Raw genomic sequence first — 22,438 nt, forward strand, 5'->3', positions numbered from 1 at the left:
CAGCGCGCGCAACGACAAGTCGGGCACATCGGCCCGCGTTTGATCGCAGCACGGGGCGCCGACGGCCGGCGCGCTCCTAAGATCGCGCCATGTCCTCTCCACCTCCCGCCACCAACCGCCGCCTCTGGCTGTCCTACGCCGGCGCCTGCCTGCTGGCCTGGCTGCTGCACGTGCTGGCTGGCGCCGAGTTCCAGCGCGGGCTCTGGCAGTTCTGGGTGGCGGTCTACCAGGCCAGCCTGACGCTGTGGCCGCCGATGCTGCTGGGCGCTGCCGTGCTGCCCTGGGTCCGCTACCTGCAGCGGCAGGAGTTCAGCGGCGGCGCGCTGGCCGGCGTGCATGTGGCGGCGGCGCTGCTGTTCGGCGTCGCCTGGCAGGTGCTTGAGTTCACCAGCGCCTGGGCGATGTTCGGCACGGCCCACGCCTCGGCCGTGCTGACGCAGACGCTGCTGTGGCGCGCGATCTGGGGCGTCGTCGTCTACGCGGCCATCGCCACCGGCTTCACCGCCGCGCTGCAGACCCAGCGCGCCCGCGCTGCCGCAGTGGCCGCGGCGCAGGCCGAGTCCGCCCTGGCCCGCGCGGAGCTGGCCGTGATCAGCGGCAAGCTCAATCCGCACTTCCTGTTCAACACGCTGAACACGCTGATCGCCCTGACCCGCAAGGACCCGCAGGCCGCCGAGGCCGCGCTGCTGCGCTTCGCCGGCATGCTGCGCTATGTGCTGGACACCAAGCGCAGCGCCACCGACCGGGTGAGCCTGGCCGACGAGATCGAGTTCCTGCGCGACTACCTGGCCCTCGAATCGCTGCGCCTGGGCAGCCGCCTCTCGATCGACTGGCAGCTCGACCCGGCCACGCTGGACGACGAGCTGCCGCCGCTGACGCTGCAGCCGCTGGTCGAGAACAGCATCCTGCACGGCGTGGCGCCGCGGGTGATGGGCGGCAGCATCCGCATCAAGAGCGGCCGCAATGCGCTGAACCGGGGCCTGGAGCTGAGCATCGAGGACGACGGCCCCGGCTGCGATCCCGCCAAGCTCGAGGAAGAACCGGGCACCGGCCGCCGCGGCATCGGCCTGGCCGCGCTGAAGCGCCGCTTCGCGCTGGACTACGAGGGCCGCGCCCGGCTGCGGGTGCAGACCGCGCCGGGCGCCGGATTCCGTGTCGATCTGCTGATTCCCCAATGACGATCATGAACACAAGAACCCGCGTCCTGATTGCCGAAGACGAACCGCTGGCCGCGGAAGCGCTGGCCGACTGGGTCCGCGAGATGCCGCAGCTGGAGCTGCTGGCCGTCTGTGCTGACGGCGAGTCTGCACTGACCGCGATCCGCCTGCACAGGCCCGACCTGGTGCTGATGGACATCCAGATGCCTGGCCTCACCGGCCTGCAGGTGCTGCGCGCGCTGGGCGACGATGAAACCCGGCCCGCCGTCATCTTCACCACCGCCTACGACGAGCACGCGCTGGCCGCCTTCGAGCTGCATGCGGTGGACTACCTGCTCAAGCCCTTCTCGCACGAGCGCTTCGTCGAGGCGGTCGATCACGCCACGCAGATCGCCGCGCCCACCGTCGAGGCCTTGCAGGCACCGCCCACCGAGCCGCTGACCCGCGTGCTGGTGCGCGACCAGGGCAAGATCTTCCCGCTGCAGGTCGAGCAGATCGAGCACCTGCGCTCGGACAACAAGTACACGGCGCTGGCCAGCCGAGGCCGCAGCTTCCTGGTGCGGCTGCCGATCGCGGCCTTCGAGCAGCGGCTCGACCCGATGCGCTTCCTGCGCGTGCAGCGGGCCTGCATCGTCAACCTGGATTTCGTCGAGTCGATGACGCCGGACGACAACTCGCAGCTGATCGTGCAGATGCGCGACGGCACGCGCATCACCGCCAGCCGCGAGGTCTCCAAGAAACTGCGGGAGCAATCGATATGAAAGCGGCATCGGCCATCGTCCTCGGCCTGCTGTGCGGCGGCGCCGCCATCGCCCAGCAGCCGGAGGGCCGCGTCTACGCCCCCGGCCCCTTCGACCGGGTGGAGATCGACGGCTCCGCCAAGGTGCGCCTGATCCAGGGCGACCGCGACCAGGTCTTCATCGCCGGCGACGACAAGGTGCAGGACGGCGTGGAGATCGGCCTGAGCAACAAGCGCCTGACCATCCACCCCGGCGGCGGCTGGAAGTTCTGGAACGGCAACCGGCGGCTGCAGGTCGAGGTGCGCATGCGCGAGCTGAGCCAGCTGACCCTGTCGGGCGCCACGGATCTCGTCGCCGTCGGCCCGATCCACGCCGAGCGGCTGGGCATCAGCATCTCCGGCGCCGGCCAGGCCCGCATCGATGAGCTGACGGCCAACACCCTGCACTTCGACGTCTCCGGCGCCGGCGACGGCCAGCTCTCCGGACAGGTGCAGGCGCTGCTGCTGTCGATCAGTGGCAAGGGCAAGCTGGTGGCCGACGGACTGCGCGCCAGCACGGCCAATGTCTCGATCAGCGGCGTCGGCAATGCGCAGGTCTGGGTGACCGATGCGCTGCGCGTGTCCATCTCCGGCGTGGGCACGGTGGACTACTGGGGCCAGCCGCAGGTGCGCAAGTCCACCGAAGGCTTCGGCTCGGTCAACCCGCGCGGCGAGCCGCGTGCCCGGCCGCGGGTGCCGCCCATGCCGCCGCTACCGCCGCTGCCCCAGCCGGCACCGCCCGCCCAACCGGCGCAACCGGCTCAACCGGCGCAGCCCGTACCTCAAGGCTCGCCGTCCCAGTAGTCGAGGGACTCCCGCTGGATCAGCGGCTCGCGCTTGCCCTTGCCGAAGAAGGCGCCGGTCTTGCCCGAGTCCGGGTATTCGCAGACCTCGGGCCGCTGCTGCGTGCTGATGGACAGGTAGCTCAGCGGCGCGTCCGAGGTGTTGATGATCTGGTGCGGGTACTCGGGCCCGGGCGGGATGTGGATCACGTCGCCGGCCCGGATGGGCAACATCTGGCCCGCCACCCGCAGCGTGCCGCGCCCGTCGATCACGATGAACATCTCCTCCTGGGCATGGTGGAAGTGGTAGGGGCAACCAACCTTGCCGGGCGGCAGCGTGTCGACGCCGCAGCCGAGCTGGCGGGCCACGGTGCCGTCGCTGACGCGGGCCATCGAACTCTCGTACAAGGGCTCGCGGACGAAGGCCTCGCGTGGCACGGCGAGGTAGTTGCGGATCAGATCCCTATGCAGGGCTTCAGGGCTCACGTGAGTCTCCGGGGACAATGGCAGATCCATGAATGATTCCCGCCCTCTCAGCATCCTGCAAGAAGTCTTCGGCTACGGCGCGTTCCGCGGCGCCCAGGCCGAGATCGTCGACCACGTCACCGGCGGCGGCGATGCGCTGGTGCTGATGCCCACCGGTGGCGGCAAGAGCCTGTGCTACCAGGTGCCGGCGATCGCCCGGCACCGGGCGCGGCAGGGCGTCACCGTCGTCGTCAGCCCGCTGATCGCGCTGATGCACGACCAGGTCGGCGCGCTGGAAGAAGCCGGCGTGCATGCCGCCTTCATGAACTCGACGCTGGACACCGAGCAGTACCTGTTCGTCGAGCGCGAGCTGACCAGCGGCCGGCTGGTGATGCTCTACGCCGCGCCGGAGCGGGTCACCAACCCGCGCTTCCTGGCCCAGCTCGACTCGCTGCACGAGCGCGGCCTCTTGAGCCTGTTTGCGATCGACGAGGCCCATTGCGTGAGCCAGTGGGGCCACGACTTCCGCAGCGAGTACCTGGCCCTCTCGCTGCTGCACGAGCGCTATGCCGACGTGCCGCGCATCGCGCTGACCGCCACCGCCGACGACATCACCCGCGCCGACATCATCGAGCGGCTCAAGCTCGACGAAGCCCGCGTCTTCATCAGCAGCTTCGACCGGCCCAACATCCGCTACGCCATCGTCGAGAAGGACGACCCGCGCCGCCAGTTGCTGCGCTTCATCCGCGAGGAGCATGAGGACGAGGCCGGCGTCGTCTACTGCCAGAGCCGCAAGAAGGTCGAGGAGACCGCCCAGTGGCTGGCCGCCGAAGGCCTGAAGGCGCTGCCCTACCACGCGGGCCTGGACAGCGCCGTGCGCCAGAAGCACCAGGACCGCTTCCTGCGCGAGGACGGCATCGTGATGGTGGCCACCGTCGCCTTCGGCATGGGCATCGACAAGCCGGACGTGCGCTTCGTGGCCCACCTGGACCTGCCCAAGAACATCGAGGGCTACTACCAGGAGACCGGCCGCGCCGGCCGCGACGGCGGCGCCTCCAATGCCTGGATGACCTATGGCCTGGCCGACGTGGTCAACCAGCGGCGGATGATCGACGAGAGCCCGGCCGAGGAAGACTTCAAGATCGTCCAGCGCGGCAAGCTCGACGCGCTGCTGGCCCTGGCCGAGGCAACCGACTGCCGGCGCGTGCGCCTGCTGTCCTACTTCGGCGAAGCGAGCCAGCCCTGCGGCAACTGCGACAACTGCCTGCAGCCGCCCGCCACCTGGGACGCCACCGATGCCGCGCGCAAGCTGCTCTCCTGCATCTACCGCTTCCACCAGCACGGCGGCCGCCGCTTCGGCGCGGGGCACCTGATCGACGTGCTGCGCGGCAAGCAGACCGACAAGGTGGCGCAGTTCAATCATGAAAGCCTGAGCACCTTCGGCGTCGGCGCCGACCTGAGCGAGCAGCAATGGCGCGCGGTGCTGCGCCAGCTGATCGCGCTGGGCCATGTGGTGGCCGAGGGCGAATACCACACGCTGGCGCTGACCGACAGCGCCCGCGCCGTGCTCAAGGGCGAGGTGCATCTGCTGCTGCGCGAGGCCAGTGAACGGCCCAAGCGCGGGGCCAAGACGGGGCGAAGTGGCAGCGCCACCAAGACCAGCAGCAAGGCCAAGGTCGAGGCGATGGACCTGGACGCCGCCGCCGAGCAGCGCTTCGACGCGCTGAAGTCCTGGCGCGCGGAAGTCGCCAAGGAGCACGGCCTGCCGGCCTATGTGATCTTCCAGAACGTGACGCTGGCCGAGATGGCGCGCCAGCATCCGCAGAGCCTGGACGACCTGGCGGGCATCAGCGGCGTGGGCGCGAAGAAGCTCGAGGCCTATGGGCGCGAGCTGCTGAGGGTGCTGGAGGCGGGCTGAGCGAGGCGGAGCGAGTTCTTCGGGTCACGGAACACCAGCGGGTGTTCCACCGGGGCGCCGGTTTCGGCCCGCTGCACCGCCTGCGCCACCAGGCCATGGTGCGGGCTCTTGACGCAGACGGGATCGGCCGCCGCAGGGTCGTTCGCCAGCATGAAGGCCTGGCAGCGGCAGCCGCCCAGGTCCTGTTCCTTCAGCTCGCAGCTGGCGCAGGGCTCCTTCATCCAGCCGGTGCCGCGGTAGCGGTTGAAGCCCTCGGACTCGAACCAGATCTCGCGCAGCGGCATCTCGCGCACGTTGGGGAAAGCCAGGCCCGGCAGCATACGCGCGGTGTGGCAGGGCAGCGCCGTGCCGTCCGGCGTCACGGTGAGGAACATGTTCCCCCAGCCGTTGACGCATTTCTTCGGCTTGCCCTCGTGATAGTCCGGCGCCACGAAGAACAGGCGCATGCGATCGCCCAGTCGCGCGCGCCAGACGTCGGCCACCGCCTCGGCGTGCTGCAGTTGCGCGTGCGTCGGAAGCAGCGCATCCCGGTTGTGTAGCGCCCAGGAGTAGTACTGCGTGTTGGCCAGCTCGAGGTACTCCGCGCCCAGTTCAGCCGCCATGCCGATGATGCGGTCCACATGGTCGATGTTCATCCGGTGCAGCACGACGTTCATCACCATCGGCCAGCCCTGCGCCTTGATCAGCCGCGCCACCCGCTGCTTGAGCTCGAAGGTCTTGGTGTGCGAGAGGAAGTCGTTCATCTCCCGCGTGGAGTCCTGGAAGGAGAGCTGGACGTGGTCCAGGCCGGCCGCCTTCAGGGCCTCGGCGCGCGCTTCGGTGAGGCCGACGCCGGAGGTCAGCAGGTTGGTGTAGTAGCCGAGGCGGCGGGCCTCGGCGACGATGATCTCCAGGTCGCCCCGCAGCAGCGGTTCGCCGCCGGAGAAGCCGCACTGCACGGCGCCCATCTCGCGGCCCTGGCGCAGCACGCGCAGCCAGTCCTCGGTCGACAGCTCCTGCTCATGGCGGGCGAAGTCGATCGGGTTGTAGCAGAAGACGCAGTGCAGCGGGCAGCGGTAGGTCAGCTCCGCCAGCAGCCAGAGCGGCGGGCCGATGCTCATGAGGCTTCGACCACCCAGCGCTGGCGCTGCGCGATGTCGATGAACGCACGCACCTCGGGCTCAAGCCCCGTCGCGTTGAACGCACTTTCCAGCTCGGCCACGATCGCCTCGACGCTGCGCTCGCCATCACAGCGCAGCAGGATCTGCGCCGCGCTGGGGTTGAGCTTCACCATGCCCTCCGGATACAGCAGCACATGCGCGTCCTGCGCCGGCTCGAACTGCAGGCGGAAGCCGGGGCCGATCCTCGGTCTCATGATGAAGTAACTCCATACTTGAGCGCCATCGCGTCGTTCATCGCCCACAGGATGTCCAGCTTGAACTGCAGCACCTCGAGTGCCCGCTCCTGCTGCGCGCGCGTGGTGAAGTGATCGAGCGTGATCGCGAGGCCCTGCTCCACATCGCGCCGCGCCTGGCTCACCCGGCTGCGGAAGTAGTGCAGGCCGCCCGGCTCGATCCAGGGATAGTGCTCGGGCCAGCCGGCCAGGCGCTGCTTGTGGATCTCCGGCGCGAACAGCTCGGTCAGCGAGGAGCAGACCGCCTCCTGCCAGGGCGCGCGGCGCGCGAAGTTCACATAGGCATCGACCGCGAAGCGCAGCGCCGGGATCACGTGGCGCAGGTCGGTCACTTCTTCGCGTTTCAGGCCCACCGCGTCGGCCAGCCGCAACCAGGCCTCGATGCCGCCGGGGTCCTTGATGCCGTTGAGCTCGAAGCCGTCGTGGTCCAGGATGCGCTGCACCCAGCCGCGGCGTACCGCCGGGTCCGGGCAGTTGGAGATGACGGCACCGTCCTTGATCGGGATCGCCGTCTGGTAGTAGTAGCGGTTGGCCACCCAGCCGCGCACCTGCTCGGGCGTGGCGCGGCCGCTGTTGAGCATCACGTTGAACGGGTGATGGATGTGGTAGCTGCGACCGCGTTCGCGCAGCTGCTGCTCGAACTCATCGCGGGTCCAGGGCGTCATGCTCATGCTCATGTCGAAGTGTCGATCCGCTGCCCGTCCTCGCAGACCTCGATGCCGGCGCGCTCCAGCAGCGCGCGTTCGGGCGAGTCCTCGTCGAGGATCGGGTTGGTGTTGTTGATGTGGATCAGCAGCCGGCGCGTGCGCGCGGGCAGGCGGCCGAGCCACTCGATCATGCCGCCGGGGCCGGACTGCGGCAGGTGGCCGATGTCACGCGCGGTCTTCGTCGACAGGCCCAGGCGCGGCATCTCGTCGTCGGTCCAGAAGGTGCCGTCGACCAGCACGGCATCGGCGCCGGCCATCGCGTCGAACACCGGCGGCGTGATCGCACCGAGGCCCGGCGCGTAGAACACGGTGCTGCGGCCGTCGCGGATCAGCAGGCCGATGTTGTCGCCGGCCACCGGCGCCTCGCGCCGCGGCGAATAGGGCGCCGGCTTGCTTGAGAGCGGCAGCGCCTGCAGGCTCAGGCCGGCCACCTCGAAGCGCGCGCCGTCCAGCGGGATCGGCTGCCGCCGGACACCGCAGTAGTGCTCCAGCACGCGCAGGATCGGGTTGCCGGTGGAGAGATCCTCGGCCACCGGATCGGTGCACCACAGCGGCAGCGGCGTGCCGCGCTCGCGCAGCATGAAGAGGCCGGTGGCATGGTCCACCTGCCCGTCCATCAGGACGACGGCGGCAATCGCGGTGTCGCGGATGCCGCGGGCCGGCTGCAGTTCGGGCCGGGCGCGGATCTGTTCCAGGATATCCGGCGAGGCGTTGAAGAGCACGCCGTCCTGGCCTTCATCCGCGCGGATGAAGATCGAGGACTGCGTGCGGGGCTTGGCGCGCACCGTGCCCGCGCGGACGCCCGCGCAGTTGCGGCAGTTGCAGTTCCACTGCGGGAAGCCGCCGCCGGCGGCCGAGCCGAGCACGGTGATGCGCATGTCCTCGTCGATCAGCGAGCGGCCGAGTAGGCGGTGATCTCGAAGCCGAAGCGGAAGTCCTGAGCGGTCGGTGTGGTCCAGGTCATAGAGGTCTCCTTGTGGATGAGATACGCGGGAGGCGACATGCCCCCGTGAGCCATCGTCACCGCGCACCGCCCTCCGGACCAGCGCCCCTGTCTTGAATCACACCTCATGAAAATCATGAATCGGCCTGCAGCGCTCGGCCTGCTCCCCCAAGCCTTGGCTACCATGGCCCGACCATGACCCTGCGCAGCCGCATCAACCTGATCGTCGCCTCGCTGACGATCCTCTTCGTCGCCGCCATCCTCGGCCTGCAGCTGCGCAGCATGCGCGAGTCGGTGCACGAGGAGGTGGTGGCCGCCAACCTGGTGGCGATGCAGCTGCTGCAGCGCAACGCCATGCTCTACGGCGCGCAGGGCATGCCGGCGATCCTGGCCTATCTGCAGGGCGTGGGCCGCGTGCGCTCCAACGACATCGTGCTCTACGACGAGCAGGACCATGTCATCTACCGCTCGCCGCCGTCCCGCTACAAGGCCGGCCGCGACGCGCCGGACTGGTTCGACGCGCTGATCGCGCCGCCGCCCTCGGTGCAGTCGATCGCCTTCCCCGGCGGGCGGCTGGTGACCGAGTCCAACGCCTCGCGCGCCACCATCGACGCCTGGGACTACATGGTGGTGCTGTGCGGCGGGGCCGCGGTGATGCTGCTGGTCGTCAATGCGCTGGTGTTCTGGCTGGTCGGGCGCACCGCGCGGCCCTTCGCGCAGATCGCGGGGGCGCTGGACGAGGTCGAGGCCGGCCGGCTCGACGTGGCCTTGCCGCCGCTGCCGGGCACCGAGGCGCGGCTGATCGGCGCGGCCTTCAACCGCATGGTCGGCCGGCTGCGGGCTAACCTCGAAACCGAGCGGCGCCTGGCCGACAACCGCGAGCTGACCCGCTGGCTGGAGGCCGAGCTGGAGCAGGAGCGGCGCCGCATCGCCCGCGAGCTGCACGACGAACTGGGCCAGTCGGTCACCGCGATGCACAGCATGGCCGTCTCGATCGTGCAGCGGGTGCAGGGCATCGACCCGCAGGCCGAGCAGGCGGCGCGGCTGATCGCCGACGAATCCTCGCGCCTGTACGACGCGATGCACGGCATCGTGCCGCGCCTGGCGCCACCGGTGCTCGACGCGCTGGGCCTGACCGAGGCGCTGGCCGACCTGGTCGAGCGCACCCGCCGCAGCCAGGAAGGCATCACGCTCAATCTCGACGTGCAGCTGGGCGAGGCGGCGCTGGCCCCTGACCCTGCCCTGGCGCTGTACCGCGGCGCCCAGGAGGGCGTCACCAACGCGCTGCGGCACGGCCAGGCCTCGCGGATCGACATCGCGCTGCGCCGCGAGGACGGCCGCGTGCTGCTGCAGCTGCGAGACAACGGCCGCGGCCTGCCCGACGAACCCCGCCCCGCCGCCGGCCACCACGGCCTGCGCTGGCTGGCCGAGCGGGCCGAGGGCCTGGGCGGCACCTTGGCCACGGCGCGGCGCGGTGACGGGCCAGGCACCGAGCTGCGCATGGAGCTGCCTGCATGACGGGAACGATGATCCGCGTGATGCTCGTCGACGACCACGCGCTGGTCCGTATGGGCTTTCGCATGCTGCTGGCCAACCACGCCGGCATCGAGGTGGTGGCCGAAGCCGACACCGGCGAGCAGGCCTGCGCCGACTACGCGCGCCACCGGCCCGACGTGGTGGTGATGGACCTGACGATGCCCGGCATGGGCGGGCTTGAAGCCGTGCGGCGCCTGCTCGCGCAGGACCCGAAGGCGCGCGTGTTGGTGCTCTCGGCCCACGAGGACACGGCCCATCCGCGGCGCGTGCTGCGCGCCGGCGCGCTCGGCTACCTGGCCAAGCGCAGCGCGCCGCAGGCGCTGATCGAGGCCGTCACCGCCGTGGCCGCCAACCGGCCCTACGTGGACCCGCACACCGCGCAGGCCCTGGCCATCGCCGAGATCCAGGGTGGGCCGGCCAACCCGGCCGATGCCTTGAGCGAGCGCGAGTTCTCGGTCTTCCTGCAACTGGCCCAGGGCCGCTCGGTGGCGCAGATCGCCGACAACCTGAAGCTCGCGCCCAGCACCGTCGGCACGCACCTGTTCCACGTCAAGCAGAAGCTCGGCGCCAGCAACCAGTCGGAGCTGACGCTGGTGGCGCTGCGCTGGGGCTTGATCGCGCCCTGATCAGAAGGCAGGAAAGCGCTGTTGCATCTGTCGGGCTGCCGCGACAGCCGTCCATGTTTCGCTCTGGTACAAGCCTGTGAAGCCTTGTTGCCGACATGAGGGAGACACACATGCGACGTAGACGCGCGTTCCGCCTGACCCTGCTGGCCTCGCTGATGCTGACGCCGCCGCTGCTGGCGCAGGCGCAGGAGTCGCTGGAGCGGGTGGAGATCACCGGCTCATCGATCAAGCGACCGGTCAGCGAGGGCGTGACGACCGTGCAGGTGCTGACCCGGCAGGACATGCTCAAGGCCGGCATCACAACAGCGGCCGAAATGATGGCCACGCTGACCGGCGCCAGCAACAACCTCACCGATGGCGTGAGCATCGGCACCGGCGGCGTGAAGGACCAGATGGGCCTGAACTCGGTCAACCTGCGCGGCCTGGGGACCTCGTCCACGCTGGTGCTGCTGAACGGCCGGCGCATGGCCAACTTCGCCTCGCCCGGCGACGACGCGGGCGTGGACCTGAACAACATCCCCGCCGCCGCGATCGAGCGGGTGGAGGTGCTGCTGGACGGCGCCTCGGCGATCTACGGCACCGACGCGATCGGCGGCGTCGTCAACTTCATCACCAAGAAGGACTTCCGCGGCGTGCAGCTGGACGTCTACGGCGGCAAGACGCAGGAGGGCGGCGCCGGCAAGCGCCAGGCCTCGATCACGGCCGGCGCCGGCGACCTGGCCCGCGACGGCTTCAACGTCTTCGGCGTGCTCGACTTCCAGCACACCGGCCGGCTCGATACCTCGCAGCGCAAGTTCATCTCCGAGCTGCAGATCCCGCAGCGCCTGCCCTGGCTGCTGTCGGGCTATGGCTTCCCGGCCAACATCCGCCTGCAGTCGGGCGACCAGCTCGACTACCTGCAGTCGCAGAACTTCCAGGTCAACGGCCAGCTGCTGGACAGCCGCACCTTCAACCTGTCCACGCCCAACTGCAACCCGCCGCACACGCTCTACCTGCCCGCCGGCGTGGGCGGCACCTTCGGCTGCACCTACGACTTCATGCGCGACCTGGAGCTCTCGCCCAAGTCCGACAAGACCAGCTTCCTCGGCCGCGGCGTGCTGGCGCTGGGCGACAAGCACCAGCTCTTCCTCGAAGCTTCGGCCGCCCGCGCGCGCACCTGGTACGTGGGCACCAGCAACCGCTTCCCCTCGGCCGACATCGACATGGCCCTGATCCCGCAGCTGGCCGCCACCGGCATCGTCGATGCGCTGCCGGACGACCATGCAGTCAGCGTGCGCGGCCGCCTGCTCGACGGTGGCAAGCGCGCCAGCGAGCTGACCAGCACCGGCACGCGGCTGGTCGTCGGCATGGAGGGCACGCTGGGCCGCTGGGACTACAGCTGGGCCTGGAACCACAGCGTCAACACCGTGCATGACCGCGACGTGAAGGGCTACTTCATCTACGACAAGGCGGTCGAGGGCGTAGAGAGCCTGCTGATCAACCCCTTCGGCCCGAGCAGCGCCGAAGGCCTCGCCTACCTGAAGAGCATCGAGATCAACGACGAAGTCCGCAGCGCCCGCGGCACGATGGACGAGATCGACCTCAAGGGCACGACCACGCTGGCCAAGCTCAGCGGCGGCGACCTGGCGCTGGCGCTGGGCAGCGAGTTCCGCCGCGAGAAGGCCGCCTCGCGCATCTCCGACCTGCTCGCCTCCGACAACATCCTCGGCGACGACACGCCCGGCGACGCCAACACCACCGACAACTCGCGCAAGGTCTGGGCCGTCTACGCCGAGCTGCTGGCGCCAATCACCAAGCAGCTGGAGCTGCAGTTCGCCATCCGCCACGACCACTACCAGGCCGTCGGCGGCACGACCAATCCGAAGCTCGGCTTCACCTACAGGGCGATGCCCTCGCTGCAGTTCCGCGGCTCGGTGGGCACGGGCTTCCGCGCGCCGACGCTGGTCGACCTGTACCGCCCCGAGAAGGTCAGCTTCACCGCCATCCTGCCCGACCCCGTCTGCATGGCCGAAACCGGCAACGACCTCGCCACCTGCGCCGACTCCTGGGAAGCCCACACCCATGCCAACGCGAAGCTCAAGCCCGAGCGCTCGCGCCAGGGCTCGCTGGGCTTGCAGTGGCAGGCGGGCAAGTCCTTCTCCGGCAGCGCCGACTGGTGGTTCGTCAACAAGCGCGACCTGATCAACACGCTGGGCGACGACGTGATCCTGGCCAACGCCGCCAAATACGCCTCGCTGATCCACCGCTACAACCAGGACGGCAACCCGCTGTGCGACTACGACCCCGATGACAGCTCGATCTGCTACATCGACCTGAACAAGGAGAACCGCGGCCGCCAGAAGGTCTCGGGCATCGACCTGGTGTTCCAGTGGCAGGGCGGCGCCACGCCGATCGGCAAGTTCGGCGCGGCGCTGCGCGGCACGCTGACGCTGCAGTCCAAGGAGCAGACCGGCTACGGCGATCCCTACGTGAGCAACCTCGGCAAGTTCGTCACCGACGGCGTGGTGCAGCGCTGGCGCCACCGCCTGACCGTGGACTGGGAGAACGGCCCCTGGGGCCTGGCGCTGACCAACAGCTATATCAGCGGCTACGAGGACCAGAACTCCGCCATCGACACCAACACCGGCACCGTGGTGCAGGCCAACCGGGTGAAGGCCTATTCGCTGTGGGACATGTCAGGCAGCTGGCAGGCGCTGAAGGGCCTGACCCTGCGCGCCGGCGTGAAGAACATGTTCAACACCAGCCCGCCGTTCTCCAACCAGGCCTATTTCTTCATCTCGGGCTACGACCCGAGCTATACCGATCCGCGCGGGCGCTTCTACTACCTGAGCGCGAGCTACGCATTCAAATAGAGCTGAGGTTGAGGCTCATCATCAGCAGGTCTCGCTGGTCTTGCAGTTGCCGGCCTTGGCCAGCTGGAGTTCGTCCGCCGTGCGCTGGCGGCGGCCTTCGACGACCACCGTCGGCAGCTTGACGACCTGGGCGCGGCGGCCTTCGATCACCACGCGCTCCAGCTTCACGATCTGCGGCTTGGCCTCGGCGGCCTGCACGCCATCCATCGGCAGGAGGCTGGCAGCGGCGCTGGCAAGGGCGATCAGGAGGGTGGCGGCGGTGGTGTTCATGATGGGGCTCCGTGGGTGGGTGTCCGAGGTCCTGGTTGCGAGGGGAAATCGTTTGTCGATGCATGCAGTTTGGGCGTTAGGCCCGCATTCCGACAGCGCGCAGCGATGGAGCGCCGTCGCAATGGGATGAACAGCAGCGGCGCGCGACGAGTTGCGCCGAAGCCGACGAGATGCCCGTATCCATCGGACATAACGTCAAAATTCACCAGCATCCCCGCCTTTTGGTGCAAGCCCGCTTGCCGCGCCGCCGCCATGCGGCTCCACTGCGCACTCGACCAAGAACAAGTGGGAGCTTTTCCGATGTCATCGAGCCGCCTCGATACCCAGCTGCAAGGCATCACCGACCTGACCTTGCTGACGCCGATCAAGCCCGGCTTCGTCCAGGCCTACGAACAGATCACCCATGTGGCCCGGCTGCGCGCCGTGCTGAAGACGCTCAACGCGCTGCGCCTGGCCTCGCGCGAGTCCGCGATGCCGCCGACCCGCTACACCGACCTGGTCAGCCGCTTCCGCATCGTCCATTCCTTCCGCTGGGCGGTCGTCGACCCCGCGCCGGGCAGCGGCGAGCCGCACCGCCTGCTGCTGAACGTGAACTTCGACGGCGGGTGGGAGCCGTACATGCGCGTCATCTGGCGCGACCTGGGCACGCTGCTGGACATCATCCTGTGCCACTGCAGCAGCTATCACCTGTCGGTGGACACCAGCTTCGAGCGCTATGCCCAGTGGGTGCGCGACAACGAGATCGCCCCGGGCTTCCTGTTCATCGAGTCGGGCCGCTCGGTCAGCGACCATGAGTACCTGGCCGCCAGCGAACAGCTGCTGCGCGGCGGCACGCCCGGCAACCCGGCGCTTGCCGCCACCCGGCTGCGCACCGACCTGGCCGGTGCCAGCCGCGCGCTGCCGACCGATCCGCCGGCGCGCGCCGACATGGCCATCCGCGGCCTGCCTGCGCTGTCCGCGCTGTACCTGCTGGAGCGCTACTTCGACCACGCCGCGCCGGACGGCTGGTGCCTGCTGCGCGCGGCCCGCAACGTGCTGTTCGAGATGGTCGAGCTGGACACGCCGGCGCTGTTCCCGCCCGGCCATCCGGTGCGCGAGCAGTACCACGCCCAGCTGGCCTGGCTGGAGACCGAGCCGCCGGAGATCGACATCGAGCCGCGCAGCCTGGCCTTCCGCCCGGCCGACATCCAGGGCGGCATGCTCAGCGGCTATGCCAACCTGAACACCGGCGCGCTGGTGCTGCTGCATGTGGACGACGCCGCCAAGGCGCTGGCCTGGCTCGGCGCCTTCACGCCCAGCACCGAGCACGACGGCCAGCACGGCCACACGCCCGACGACGGCTGGTATCGCAACATCGCGCTGAGCCTGGCCGGCTTCATCGCGCTGGGCGCGGGGCCGGCGCTGCTGGCCCGCCTGCCCCAGCCCTTCCGCGAGGGCATGGAGCAGCGCGCCGGCGCGCTGGGCGACCTGCGGCACAACCATCCGAAGTACTGGAAGACGCCGCGCCGCAACTGGCCCGCCGGCAGCGCCGACGGCGGCCCGGTCGAGCTGGCCAGCGTCCACCTGCTGCTGCAGCTGCGCTGCGTGCGCGACCGCCTGACCCTGCCGCTGGAGCAGGCCATCGCCGCGCTGCTGGGCGCGGACAGCGGGCTGCGCGTGCTGTCCGTCGAGGCGATGCGCCGCAATGCGATCCCGAGCCGCGACGGCCACGGCGCGCCGGTGGTGCGCGAGAACTTCGGCTTCGTGGACGGCATCAGCCAGCCGGCCTGCCGCCACACGCCGCCGCCCTACCAGACCTGGTCCGACGAGGTGCCGCGCGGCGAGCTGCTGCTCGGCTACCCGACCAGCCGCGACCGCCAGGCCGTGCCCGAGCTGCCCGACGCGCTGCTGGACAACGGCAGCTTCATGGTCGTGCGCAAGCTGCGCCAGCATGTGGGCCGGCTGAACCGCCAGCTCGATGCGCAGGCCGCCGCGCTGCGGGTGGACAAGGAGCTGCTGCTGGGCAAGATGATGGGCCGCACCCGCGGCGGCGTGCCGCTGGCCACCAGCGGCCGCAAGCAGACCAACGATTTCAACTACGCCGCGGACGCCGAAGGCAGCAAGTGCCCGATCCACTCGCACATCCGCCGCGCCAACCCGCGCGAGCTGACGCCGCCGCGCCTCCTGCGCCGCGGCATGTCCTACGGCGACCCCTACGACCCGCACGCGACGACCGACACCGACCACGGCCTCTTCTTCATCGCCTACAACGCCAACATCGCCGAGCAGTTCGAGACCATCCAGCGCTGGATCGCCGGCGGCAACAGCAGCGGCGGCTACGCGGCCCAGCCCGACCCGCTGCTGGCCGTGGCCGACCCGGACCAGAACCGCATCTACCGGGTGGAGATCAATGGCCGGGTGGTGGACGTGGACCTCGGCCGCGAGCCCTTCGTCGAGCTGCAGTGGGGCGGCTACTACTTCGTGCCTTCGGTCACCGCGCTGAAGGACATCGCGCGGCTGCTGGCGCCCGCCGCGCCGCAGCCACCGGCCTGGCGCGCGCCGGCCACTGACGACTTCACCGGCTGGCAGCTGGCGCTGGAGGACAGCGCCAGCCGCGACTTCGCCTGGGCCCATGTGCGCGCGCAGCCCGGCGGCGTGCTGCGCACCGCCTATGGCGTGCTGGTCGGCGATCCGAAGCTGGTGATGCAGGTGTTCCGCAATTCACCGGACCGTTACTCGGTGCGCGGCTATGCCGAGCGCATGCGCGACTCGATCGGCGTGGGCTACCTGGGCCTGGATACCGACAGCGGCCACGACGAGCAGGCGCCGCTGGTGAACGCGGCGATCGAGGCGATCACCGAGCAGGACGCCTTCGCGCGGGCCTACGGCTTTGCCAAGGCAGAACTCGCGCGCCTGCTGCCCACGGCCGCCAAGCTGCAGCTGGCCGAGGCGACGCTGGACCTCGAGCAGCTCTCGCTGCGCGTGCTGGCCCAGCTGTGCACGGCCTGGTTCGGCCTGCCCAACGGACGGGAGATGTGGGGCACCGAGTTCCATCCGGCCACGGCCACGCCGCAGGGCCGCTGCCCCGCGGACCTGCTGAAGGTCTCGCGCCATGTGTTCGGCCCGCATCCCTCGCCCATCGTCGACCGCGAGGGCATGGCCGGCGGGCAGGCGATGCTGGCCTCGGTGCGCGACTGGCTGGCGACGAAGCCCGACCTCTCGCAGCTGCCGCTGGTGCAGGCCACGCTGGACGCCGTGGAGCCGCTGCGCCAGGCCGGCGACGCGACGATCGCCGAACGCACGCTGGCCGGCATCATGCTGGGCTTCCCGCCCACCGTGCACGGCAACCTGCTGACCGCGCTGGGCGGCTGGGTGAACGGCAAGGCACTGTGGGACCTGCAGTCGCGCTGGCCGCTCGGCGGCGCGGCCGATCCCACCGCGCTCTACGAGCGCGCCAACGCCCTGCTGCGCCAGCCGCTGATCCAGGTGATGATGCGCTCGCCGGTGCCCGCTCAGGTCTGGCGTTATGCCAAGGGCGTGCCGCACAAGCTGGGCGAGGTGACGGTGTTCGAGAACGACCTGCTGGTGGTCGGCATCGCCTCCGCCGCGGCGGCTGCGGGCTGCAGCCACTTCACCGTCTTCGGCGGCGACCGCAACGATGAAGTGAAGCCCGCGCCGCTGCACGCCTGCCCGGGCTACCCGATGGCGATGGGCGTGATGATGGGCGTGATCGCCGCGGTGCTGGAGGCCGGCACGCTGCGGCCGACCGGCATCCCGACGGTGCTGACGCTGCCGGTGCAGTAATAAGGTCAGGTCTTGGCGCGCAGGCCGCGCACGCGGTCGAGATGCCAGCCCATATCGAGCCGTTCGAAGCAGGCTTCGGCGGCGTCCAGCCACTGGGCCGCCGGCTGGCCGCGGGCGATGGCGATCTCGGCGGCGCAGAGATCGGTGAGGCCGACGTCATGCGCGGCGCCGCGGCGCTCGGCGGCCTGCCGGGCCAGCCCCAGGTAGCGCATGGAGATCGACGCCTCGTGCGGCAGCGCCAGCCGCGCCGCCGCGCGGTAGGCCATGGCCGCGCCGAACAGGTCGTGCTTGCGGCCGCGGCGCAGCGCCATGGCGATGTGGCGACGCGCGGCCAGCGGGCGGTCCTGGGCCTCCAGCACCTCGGCCAGCCAGCCGTGGTTCAGCGAGCTGAACAGGCCGCCGCCGCGCGGCGCCAGCCAGGCCGTGGCCTCCTGCAGCTTGTGCAGCGCCTCGGGCGCCATCGCCTCCATCCAGGCGCCGTAGGCGCCGGCTGCATGGCCCATCGCGAAGGTGAACAGGCTGCGCACCTGGCCGCCGATGCGGTGGGCCTCGGCCGCCACCTGCTGGGCCTCGGCCCAGCGGCCCTGCCAGAGATAGACCGCCGCACGCCAGCCCTGCACCGAGGCCTCGACCGCATGGTTGCTGCCGCGGATCAGGTCCATCGCCTCGTCGAAGGCGGCCTGCGCCTCGGCGAAGCGGCCCATGTCGCCCAGCACCTGGCCGCGGCAGGCCAGCGAGTACACCAGGCCGATGGCCAGGCGGCCGGGGCGCCGGCCCTGGTCGGCCTGCAGCAGGATCGCTTCGTCGAGCAGGGTCAGCGCCGGCTTGTAGTCGGCCGCGGCGGCGAGCAGCTGGCCCAGCGTGCCGCGCAGCTGCGCGACCAGGCCGGCGTCGGCCACCCGCTCGGCCGCGGACAGGCCGCGCTCGCAGTGGGGCAGGCCCTCGCGCGCTTCGCCGAGCGCATAGGACACGTAGCCCAGCCAGTATTCGGCGCGGCCGATCAGCGCCGGATCCTCGCTGCTGCGCGCCAGCTCGGCGGCATGCTGCAGCACCCGCAGGTCGGCCCGCGAGGCATCGAACACGCAGGCCATGCCGAAGCGCTGGGCGATGCCGATCCAGCGCAGTCGGTAGTTCTCGTCGGCGGCCTGGTGTTCCAGCGCGGCCAGCGCGGCGCGGTACTGCTTCTTGGCGCGGTCCAGCGCGGAGACGGCCAAGGCCTGGTCGCCGGCCTGCTCGGCATGGTGGGCGGCGCTGGCCCAGTCGCCGGCGGCGCCGTCGTGGTAGGCCAGCAGTTCGTGGGCGGCGGCGTGCGCCGGGTCGGCGCGCAGCTCGGCGGCGATCTGGCGGTGCATGGCCTGGCGCTCGTGCAGGCCGATGGCCTCGTAGACGATGTCGCGGGTGATGCCGTGCTTGAAGCGCAGATAGCCGGGGCGCGAGTCGGGGAAGACGAAGTCCTGCTCGGCCAGCGCCAGCACGGCCGGGTCGTCCGCGGCGCGGCCGCTGAGCTTGGTCAGCAGCCAGGCGGGGATCACGTTGCCGATGGCGGCGGCGGCGCGCAGCACCTGCTTGTGTTCCTCGGCCAGCCGCGCCATCCGCGATTCCACCAGGGCGCTCAGCCAGGCCGTGCCCGGCTGGCCGGTGCCGCCGAAGCGGGCGCCGATCTCGTTGGCCAGCGCGTGGCAGAGTTCCTCGATGAACAGGGCATTGCCGCCGGCATGGCGCTGCACCTCGGCGGCGATGAAGGGGTCGGTCTGCGGCAGCAGGTGCTGGACGGCCTGGGTGGCCTCGTCGTCGCTGAAGGGCTGCAGCTCAAGCACCGCCGCCTCGTTGTCGCCGGCGGCGGGGATCACATCGCCGGGCGCGCGCGGGCGGGCGGCGGTCATCAGCAGCAGCGGCAGCGCGCGCTCGCGGGCCAGCGCCAGCAGGCGGTGCAGCAGCTGCAGGCTGGCGTCGTCGGCCCACTGCAGGTCGTCGATCACCAGCAGCTGCGGCACCTGCTGCGCCTGTGCGGCCAGCACCTCGAGCAGCGCCTGCGGGCGGGCCTTGGGCGGCAGCTGGCGGGCGTGCTGGACCTCGGGCATGTCGGTCAGCGCGGCCAGCATCTGCAGGAAGGGCTGCAGTGGCTCGGCGCTGAGATAGGCCTCGCAGTAGCCGCGGTGGATCTGGCAGCCGCCGGCCGCGGCGGTGCGGCGCAGGAATTCCTCGGTGAGCCGGGTCTTGCCCACGCCGGCGCCGGCGCGCAGGCTCAGCCACAGCGAGCGCTGCGGATTGGTGCTGGAGAAGGCCTCGTCGCGCGCCTTCTCCATCAGCGCCAGCTCGCGCTCGCGGCCGACAAAAGGCGCCAGGCCGCGCTGCACGCTGGCCTCGAAGCGCCGGCCGATGGCCGCGCGGCCATGCACCGCGAACACCGCCAGCGGCGTGGCCCGGCCGCGCAGCTGCAGGCTCTGGCGCTCGCTGGTGTGGAAGAAGTGTCCCTGCAGGCCCAGCGTCTCCTCGCTGACGAGGATCTCGCCGGCGCGCGCGGCGTCGGACAGGCGGGCGGCGATATTGGGCGCATTGCCCAGCAGCTCGAAGCGGCCGCGCACCTCGTCGCCCTCGTGCATCAGCACCAGGCCGGCGTGGATGCCCGAATGCAGGCTCAGCGAGGGCTGCCAGCCCGGCGGCGGACGCATGCGGCGCACCGCCTCGTGCAGCTCCAGCGCGGCCTCGGTGGCGCGGCGGCCATCGTCCTCGCGGGCCTCGGGGTGGCCGAAGATGGCCAGCATGCCGTCGCCCTGGATGCGGATCACCAGGCCGCCATGGCGCGGCACGATGCGTTGATAGAGCGCACGGAGCTCGGCGAGCATCAGCGCGTAATGCTCCGCCTCGACGGACTCGGCGAGGCGTGTCGAGTCCGAAAGATCGGCAAAAAGGATTGCCAGGTTGCGCCGCTGCCCCAACCCAATGAATGACGGCGCCTGCGCGGACAGGTCGGTCATGGACTGCTCTGCTGTCTCGGTGTTATGCCGTGATCCTAACGCCTGATCCGGACGGCTGGTGGCCGCGAGGCCACGGACGGCGGTCAATCGACGATTTTGTACACAACTGTGAGGGCAGCGGCTGTCGTCATGCCGAGACGAGGCGTGCCGGGAAAGCCGGCAGGTCCTCCTCGCGCAGGCCCAGGAAGATCGGTTCGCCGGCGCGGCGGTGGATGTTGATCTTGGCGTTGTAGACGCGGTGCGGCTTGCCGTGCTTGTCGGCGATCTCGAACTCGCTGATGCCGAACTCCCCGGCCATGCCCTCGGCCTTGCCGGTCAGGTAGCAGGCGATCTCGTCGATCTCGGCGCCGGCGAGGGCCAGGCCGTTCAGCGCCTTCAGCGGCTGGCGCGTGCGCTCGACGAAGTCCATGCTGTCGATGCGGAAGGTGTCGCCGCCGCGCTCGTTGCGCATCAGCGTGTTGAACTTGCCGACCAGGATCTGGCCCGGCAGCGCCCGCTCGATCATGCGCGCCAGCTCGATCGTGACCTGGCCCACCAAGTAGCTGAACGAGGTCGGGTTCAGGCCCTCGCTCTGATAGAACTCGTAGTGCGAGCCGACGTGGAAGCAGGCCCGCAGCTGCGGCACCGAGCCCGGCCGCTGCGCACGCTCGCGGGCCAGCGCGTTGTCGGCCAGGATGAACTGCATCAGCTGGTAGAGCTCGACATTGGCCTCGATGCCGCGCATGCGGTTCCAGATGTAGAAGCCGTCGCCGGTGGTCGTGCGGGCGAAGTTGATGTTGATCTCGCGGTCCAGCAGCTTGGCGTAGGCGGCGTTGACCGAGCAGGACAGGCTGTTGAGCTGCACCACCTGCTCCAGCGGCGAGAGCAACGAGAAGCCCACGGCATCGAACAGGATCACCGCGCGGTCCTCGACCAGGCGCACGCCGTAGCGCGCGATGATGGCCGCGATCAGGCCCAGGCCGAGGCCGGCCTGGGGCTCGTAGGGCAGCGGGATCGGAAGCGGCGCCAGGCCCAGCTCGCGGGCCATGCGGTCGAACTCCTCGCCGCCGAGGTGGTCCTGGGTGCCCAGCAGCTCCTCGAGCAGGCGGCTGCGGCGCTGGGCTTCCTCGGCATCGGCGCCGCCCTGGGCGAACTCGGTCAGCAGCGGGTGCGGCGCCACCAGCAGGCGCAGGCCGCGCGGCTCGGGCGTCCAGGCGAACACCAGGTTCTCGCCAAGGTTCCAGAGCCCGTAGAGGGCCTGGTCGAGCACGACGATGTTGTCGCGCAACTGGGCTTCGCTGACACCCGGCGGCAGGGGATAGGCCATGAAGCCGTCAAGCCATGATCTGCGCTTGCGGATTTCTTCTGACACGCGCGGTCTCCGACACGGTTTGTGGTTGGCAGGCAGAGCATATTGTCGGCGACTTGGGGCCGGGCGGGTCCGGGAAACAGCGGGGTCATTCCTTGCCCATGGCGGCCCCGATGTGCCGGTCCAGGAACTTCTCGACCCGCGTCCACCAGTCCACATGGTTCTCCAGCCTGCGCCAGCCATGGCCCTCCTCCGGGTACTCCACCCATTGGATGGCGGCGCCGGCGCGCCGGGCGGCATCGCGGAACTCGCTGCCGTGCTTCACCGGCACGCGCATGTCCTGCCCGCCTGCGCCCATCAGCAGCGGGCGCTGCAGCCGCGCCGCCTGCATCAGCGGGGAGGTGGCCTCCAGCTGCGCGGCGTCCGCCTTGCGATCACCGATCAGCAGCGGCATGCCGAAGCGCTTCCACTCGTCGCTGAAGTCGCTCCAGGCGATCGAGTACATCAGCCCCACATCGCTGACGCCGACCCACTCGAAGCCGCAGCGGTACAGCGCCGGATCACGGATCAGGCCCATCAACGTCGCGTAGCCGCCGTAGCTGGCGCCGGCCAGGCAGATGCGCTGCGGGTCCGCCCAACCCTGGGCCACGGCCCAGCGGGTCGCGTCGACGACGTCGTCCTGCATGGCCAGGCCCCACTGCTTCCAGCCGGCGCGGAAGAGCTTCTCGCCGTAGCCCGTGCTGCCGCGGAACTCGGGCTCGATGACGACATAGCCGCGCGAGGCGAGGAATTGCGCATCGCGCTGCCAGGCCCAATGCGTGCCGCGCAGCCAGGGCCCGCCGTGCACCAGCACCACGGCCGGTCGCGGCCCCGCGGCCTTGCCGGCGGGCAGGGTGACGAGGACCGGGAACTCCAGCCCGTCGCGCGCCTTGATGCGGTGGACGTCGCGCCGGCCCATCTGC

18 protein-coding genes are annotated in these 22,438 nt (G+C 70.5%); 8 read left to right on the forward strand and 10 right to left on the reverse strand.

Annotated features, from left to right (window positions below; genetic code table 11):
* Nucleotides 1-89 precede the first annotated feature (89 nt).
* From B0W88_RS02970 to B0W88_RS02980, 3 genes are read left to right on the forward strand one after another with little or no spacing between them, the layout of a single operon-like run.
* On the forward strand, nucleotides 90-1,178 hold the full coding sequence (locus B0W88_RS02970) for a sensor histidine kinase (protein WP_077033162.1): 1,089 nt from the start codon (nucleotides 90-92) through the stop codon (nucleotides 1,176-1,178).
* A gap of 5 nt (nucleotides 1,179-1,183) precedes the next feature.
* Nucleotides 1,184-1,918, forward strand: a complete 735-nt coding sequence (locus tag B0W88_RS02975) for a LytTR family DNA-binding domain-containing protein (protein ID WP_077033183.1) — start codon at nucleotides 1,184-1,186, stop codon at nucleotides 1,916-1,918.
* Nucleotides 1,915-2,739: a head GIN domain-containing protein gene (locus B0W88_RS02980; RefSeq protein WP_077033163.1), complete on the forward strand. Its 825-nt coding sequence runs from the start codon at nucleotides 1,915-1,917 to the stop codon at nucleotides 2,737-2,739. Before B0W88_RS02975 ends, B0W88_RS02980 begins: the two co-directional genes overlap by 4 nt.
* On the opposite strand, the gene B0W88_RS02985 is transcribed toward B0W88_RS02980, so the two are convergent.
* On the reverse strand, nucleotides 2,718-3,203 hold the full coding sequence (locus B0W88_RS02985) for a cupin domain-containing protein (RefSeq protein WP_233151605.1): 486 nt from the start codon (nucleotides 3,201-3,203) through the stop codon (nucleotides 2,718-2,720). The two genes, B0W88_RS02980 and B0W88_RS02985, sit on opposite strands and share 22 nt — an antisense overlap.
* A 28-nt stretch (nucleotides 3,204-3,231) precedes the next feature.
* On the opposite strand from B0W88_RS02985, the gene recQ reads away from it, so the two are divergent.
* Nucleotides 3,232-5,100, forward strand: coding sequence for a DNA helicase RecQ (gene recQ / locus B0W88_RS02990; protein ID WP_077033165.1), 1,869 nt, complete (start codon nucleotides 3,232-3,234; stop codon nucleotides 5,098-5,100).
* Here recQ and pqqE read toward each other — a convergent pair.
* Genes pqqE through pqqA form a run of 5 tightly spaced genes read right to left on the reverse strand, consistent with a single transcriptional unit; the run spans nucleotide 5,061 to nucleotide 8,203 of the window.
* Nucleotides 5,061-6,200, reverse strand: a complete 1,140-nt coding sequence (gene pqqE / locus B0W88_RS02995) for a pyrroloquinoline quinone biosynthesis protein PqqE (RefSeq protein ID WP_077033166.1) — start codon at nucleotides 6,198-6,200, stop codon at nucleotides 5,061-5,063. The genes recQ and pqqE overlap by 40 nt on opposite strands.
* Nucleotides 6,197-6,454, reverse strand: a complete 258-nt coding sequence (pqqD, locus tag B0W88_RS03000; protein ID WP_077033167.1) for a pyrroloquinoline quinone biosynthesis peptide chaperone PqqD — start codon at nucleotides 6,452-6,454, stop codon at nucleotides 6,197-6,199. Before pqqD ends, pqqE begins: the two co-directional genes overlap by 4 nt.
* Nucleotides 6,451-7,170 (reverse strand): pyrroloquinoline-quinone synthase PqqC, encoded by a 720-nt coding sequence (gene pqqC, locus B0W88_RS03005; protein ID WP_233151606.1) that lies wholly within the window; start codon nucleotides 7,168-7,170, stop codon nucleotides 6,451-6,453. The genes pqqD and pqqC overlap by 4 nt, the downstream gene beginning before the upstream one ends.
* Complete coding sequence (pqqB, locus tag B0W88_RS03010; protein WP_077033169.1) at nucleotides 7,167-8,078, reverse strand: pyrroloquinoline quinone biosynthesis protein PqqB; 912 nt, start codon at nucleotides 8,076-8,078, stop codon at nucleotides 7,167-7,169. Before pqqB ends, pqqC begins: the two co-directional genes overlap by 4 nt.
* Before the next feature lie 11 nt (nucleotides 8,079-8,089).
* Nucleotides 8,090-8,203: a pyrroloquinoline quinone precursor peptide PqqA gene (gene pqqA / locus B0W88_RS32820; protein WP_198937756.1), complete on the reverse strand. Its 114-nt coding sequence runs from the start codon at nucleotides 8,201-8,203 to the stop codon at nucleotides 8,090-8,092.
* Between the two features lie 135 nt (nucleotides 8,204-8,338).
* On the opposite strand from pqqA, the gene B0W88_RS03020 reads away from it, so the two are divergent.
* The 3 genes from B0W88_RS03020 (at nucleotide 8,339) to B0W88_RS03030 (ending at nucleotide 13,157) form a co-directional block, all read left to right on the forward strand.
* Complete coding sequence (locus B0W88_RS03020) at nucleotides 8,339-9,661, forward strand: histidine kinase (RefSeq protein ID WP_077033171.1); 1,323 nt, start codon at nucleotides 8,339-8,341, stop codon at nucleotides 9,659-9,661.
* 8 nt (nucleotides 9,662-9,669) lie between these two features.
* Nucleotides 9,670-10,305, forward strand: a complete 636-nt coding sequence (locus B0W88_RS03025) for a response regulator transcription factor (protein ID WP_077033184.1) — start codon at nucleotides 9,670-9,672, stop codon at nucleotides 10,303-10,305.
* Nucleotides 10,306-10,415: 110 nt separating this feature from the next.
* Entirely contained in the window at nucleotides 10,416-13,157 is a 2,742-nt protein-coding gene (locus B0W88_RS03030; protein ID WP_233151607.1) for a TonB-dependent receptor, read from the forward strand.
* Nucleotides 13,158-13,178: 21 nt separating this feature from the next.
* Here the strand turns inward: B0W88_RS03030 and B0W88_RS03035 are convergent, their stop codons facing one another.
* A complete protein-coding gene (locus B0W88_RS03035; protein WP_077033173.1) occupies nucleotides 13,179-13,427 on the reverse strand; it encodes a hypothetical protein in 249 nt (82 codons plus the stop codon).
* Nucleotides 13,428-13,727: 300 nt separating this feature from the next.
* Between B0W88_RS03035 and B0W88_RS03040 the strand changes: the two genes are divergently transcribed.
* Nucleotides 13,728-17,210, forward strand: coding sequence for a Dyp-type peroxidase (locus B0W88_RS03040; RefSeq protein WP_077033174.1), 3,483 nt, complete (start codon nucleotides 13,728-13,730; stop codon nucleotides 17,208-17,210).
* Nucleotides 17,211-17,215: 5 nt separating this feature from the next.
* On the opposite strand, the gene B0W88_RS35155 is transcribed toward B0W88_RS03040, so the two are convergent.
* The 3 genes from B0W88_RS35155 to B0W88_RS32485 form a co-directional block, all read right to left on the reverse strand.
* On the reverse strand, nucleotides 17,216-20,188 hold the full coding sequence (locus B0W88_RS35155; RefSeq protein WP_083748531.1) for an adenylate/guanylate cyclase domain-containing protein: 2,973 nt from the start codon (nucleotides 20,186-20,188) through the stop codon (nucleotides 17,216-17,218).
* Between the two features lie 127 nt (nucleotides 20,189-20,315).
* Nucleotides 20,316-21,494, reverse strand: coding sequence for a hypothetical protein (locus tag B0W88_RS03050; protein WP_077033176.1), 1,179 nt, complete (start codon nucleotides 21,492-21,494; stop codon nucleotides 20,316-20,318).
* A gap of 130 nt (nucleotides 21,495-21,624) precedes the next feature.
* Nucleotides 21,625-22,434 carry a S9 family peptidase gene (locus tag B0W88_RS32485; RefSeq protein ID WP_083748532.1) on the reverse strand — a complete coding sequence of 270 codons (810 nt, stop codon included), beginning with the start codon at nucleotides 22,432-22,434 and terminating at the stop codon, nucleotides 21,625-21,627.
* Nucleotides 22,435-22,438 lie beyond the last annotated feature (4 nt).

The organism is Pelomonas sp. KK5 (genome assembly GCF_001984095.1).
Taxonomy (GTDB): Bacteria; Pseudomonadota; Gammaproteobacteria; order Burkholderiales; family Burkholderiaceae_C; genus KK5.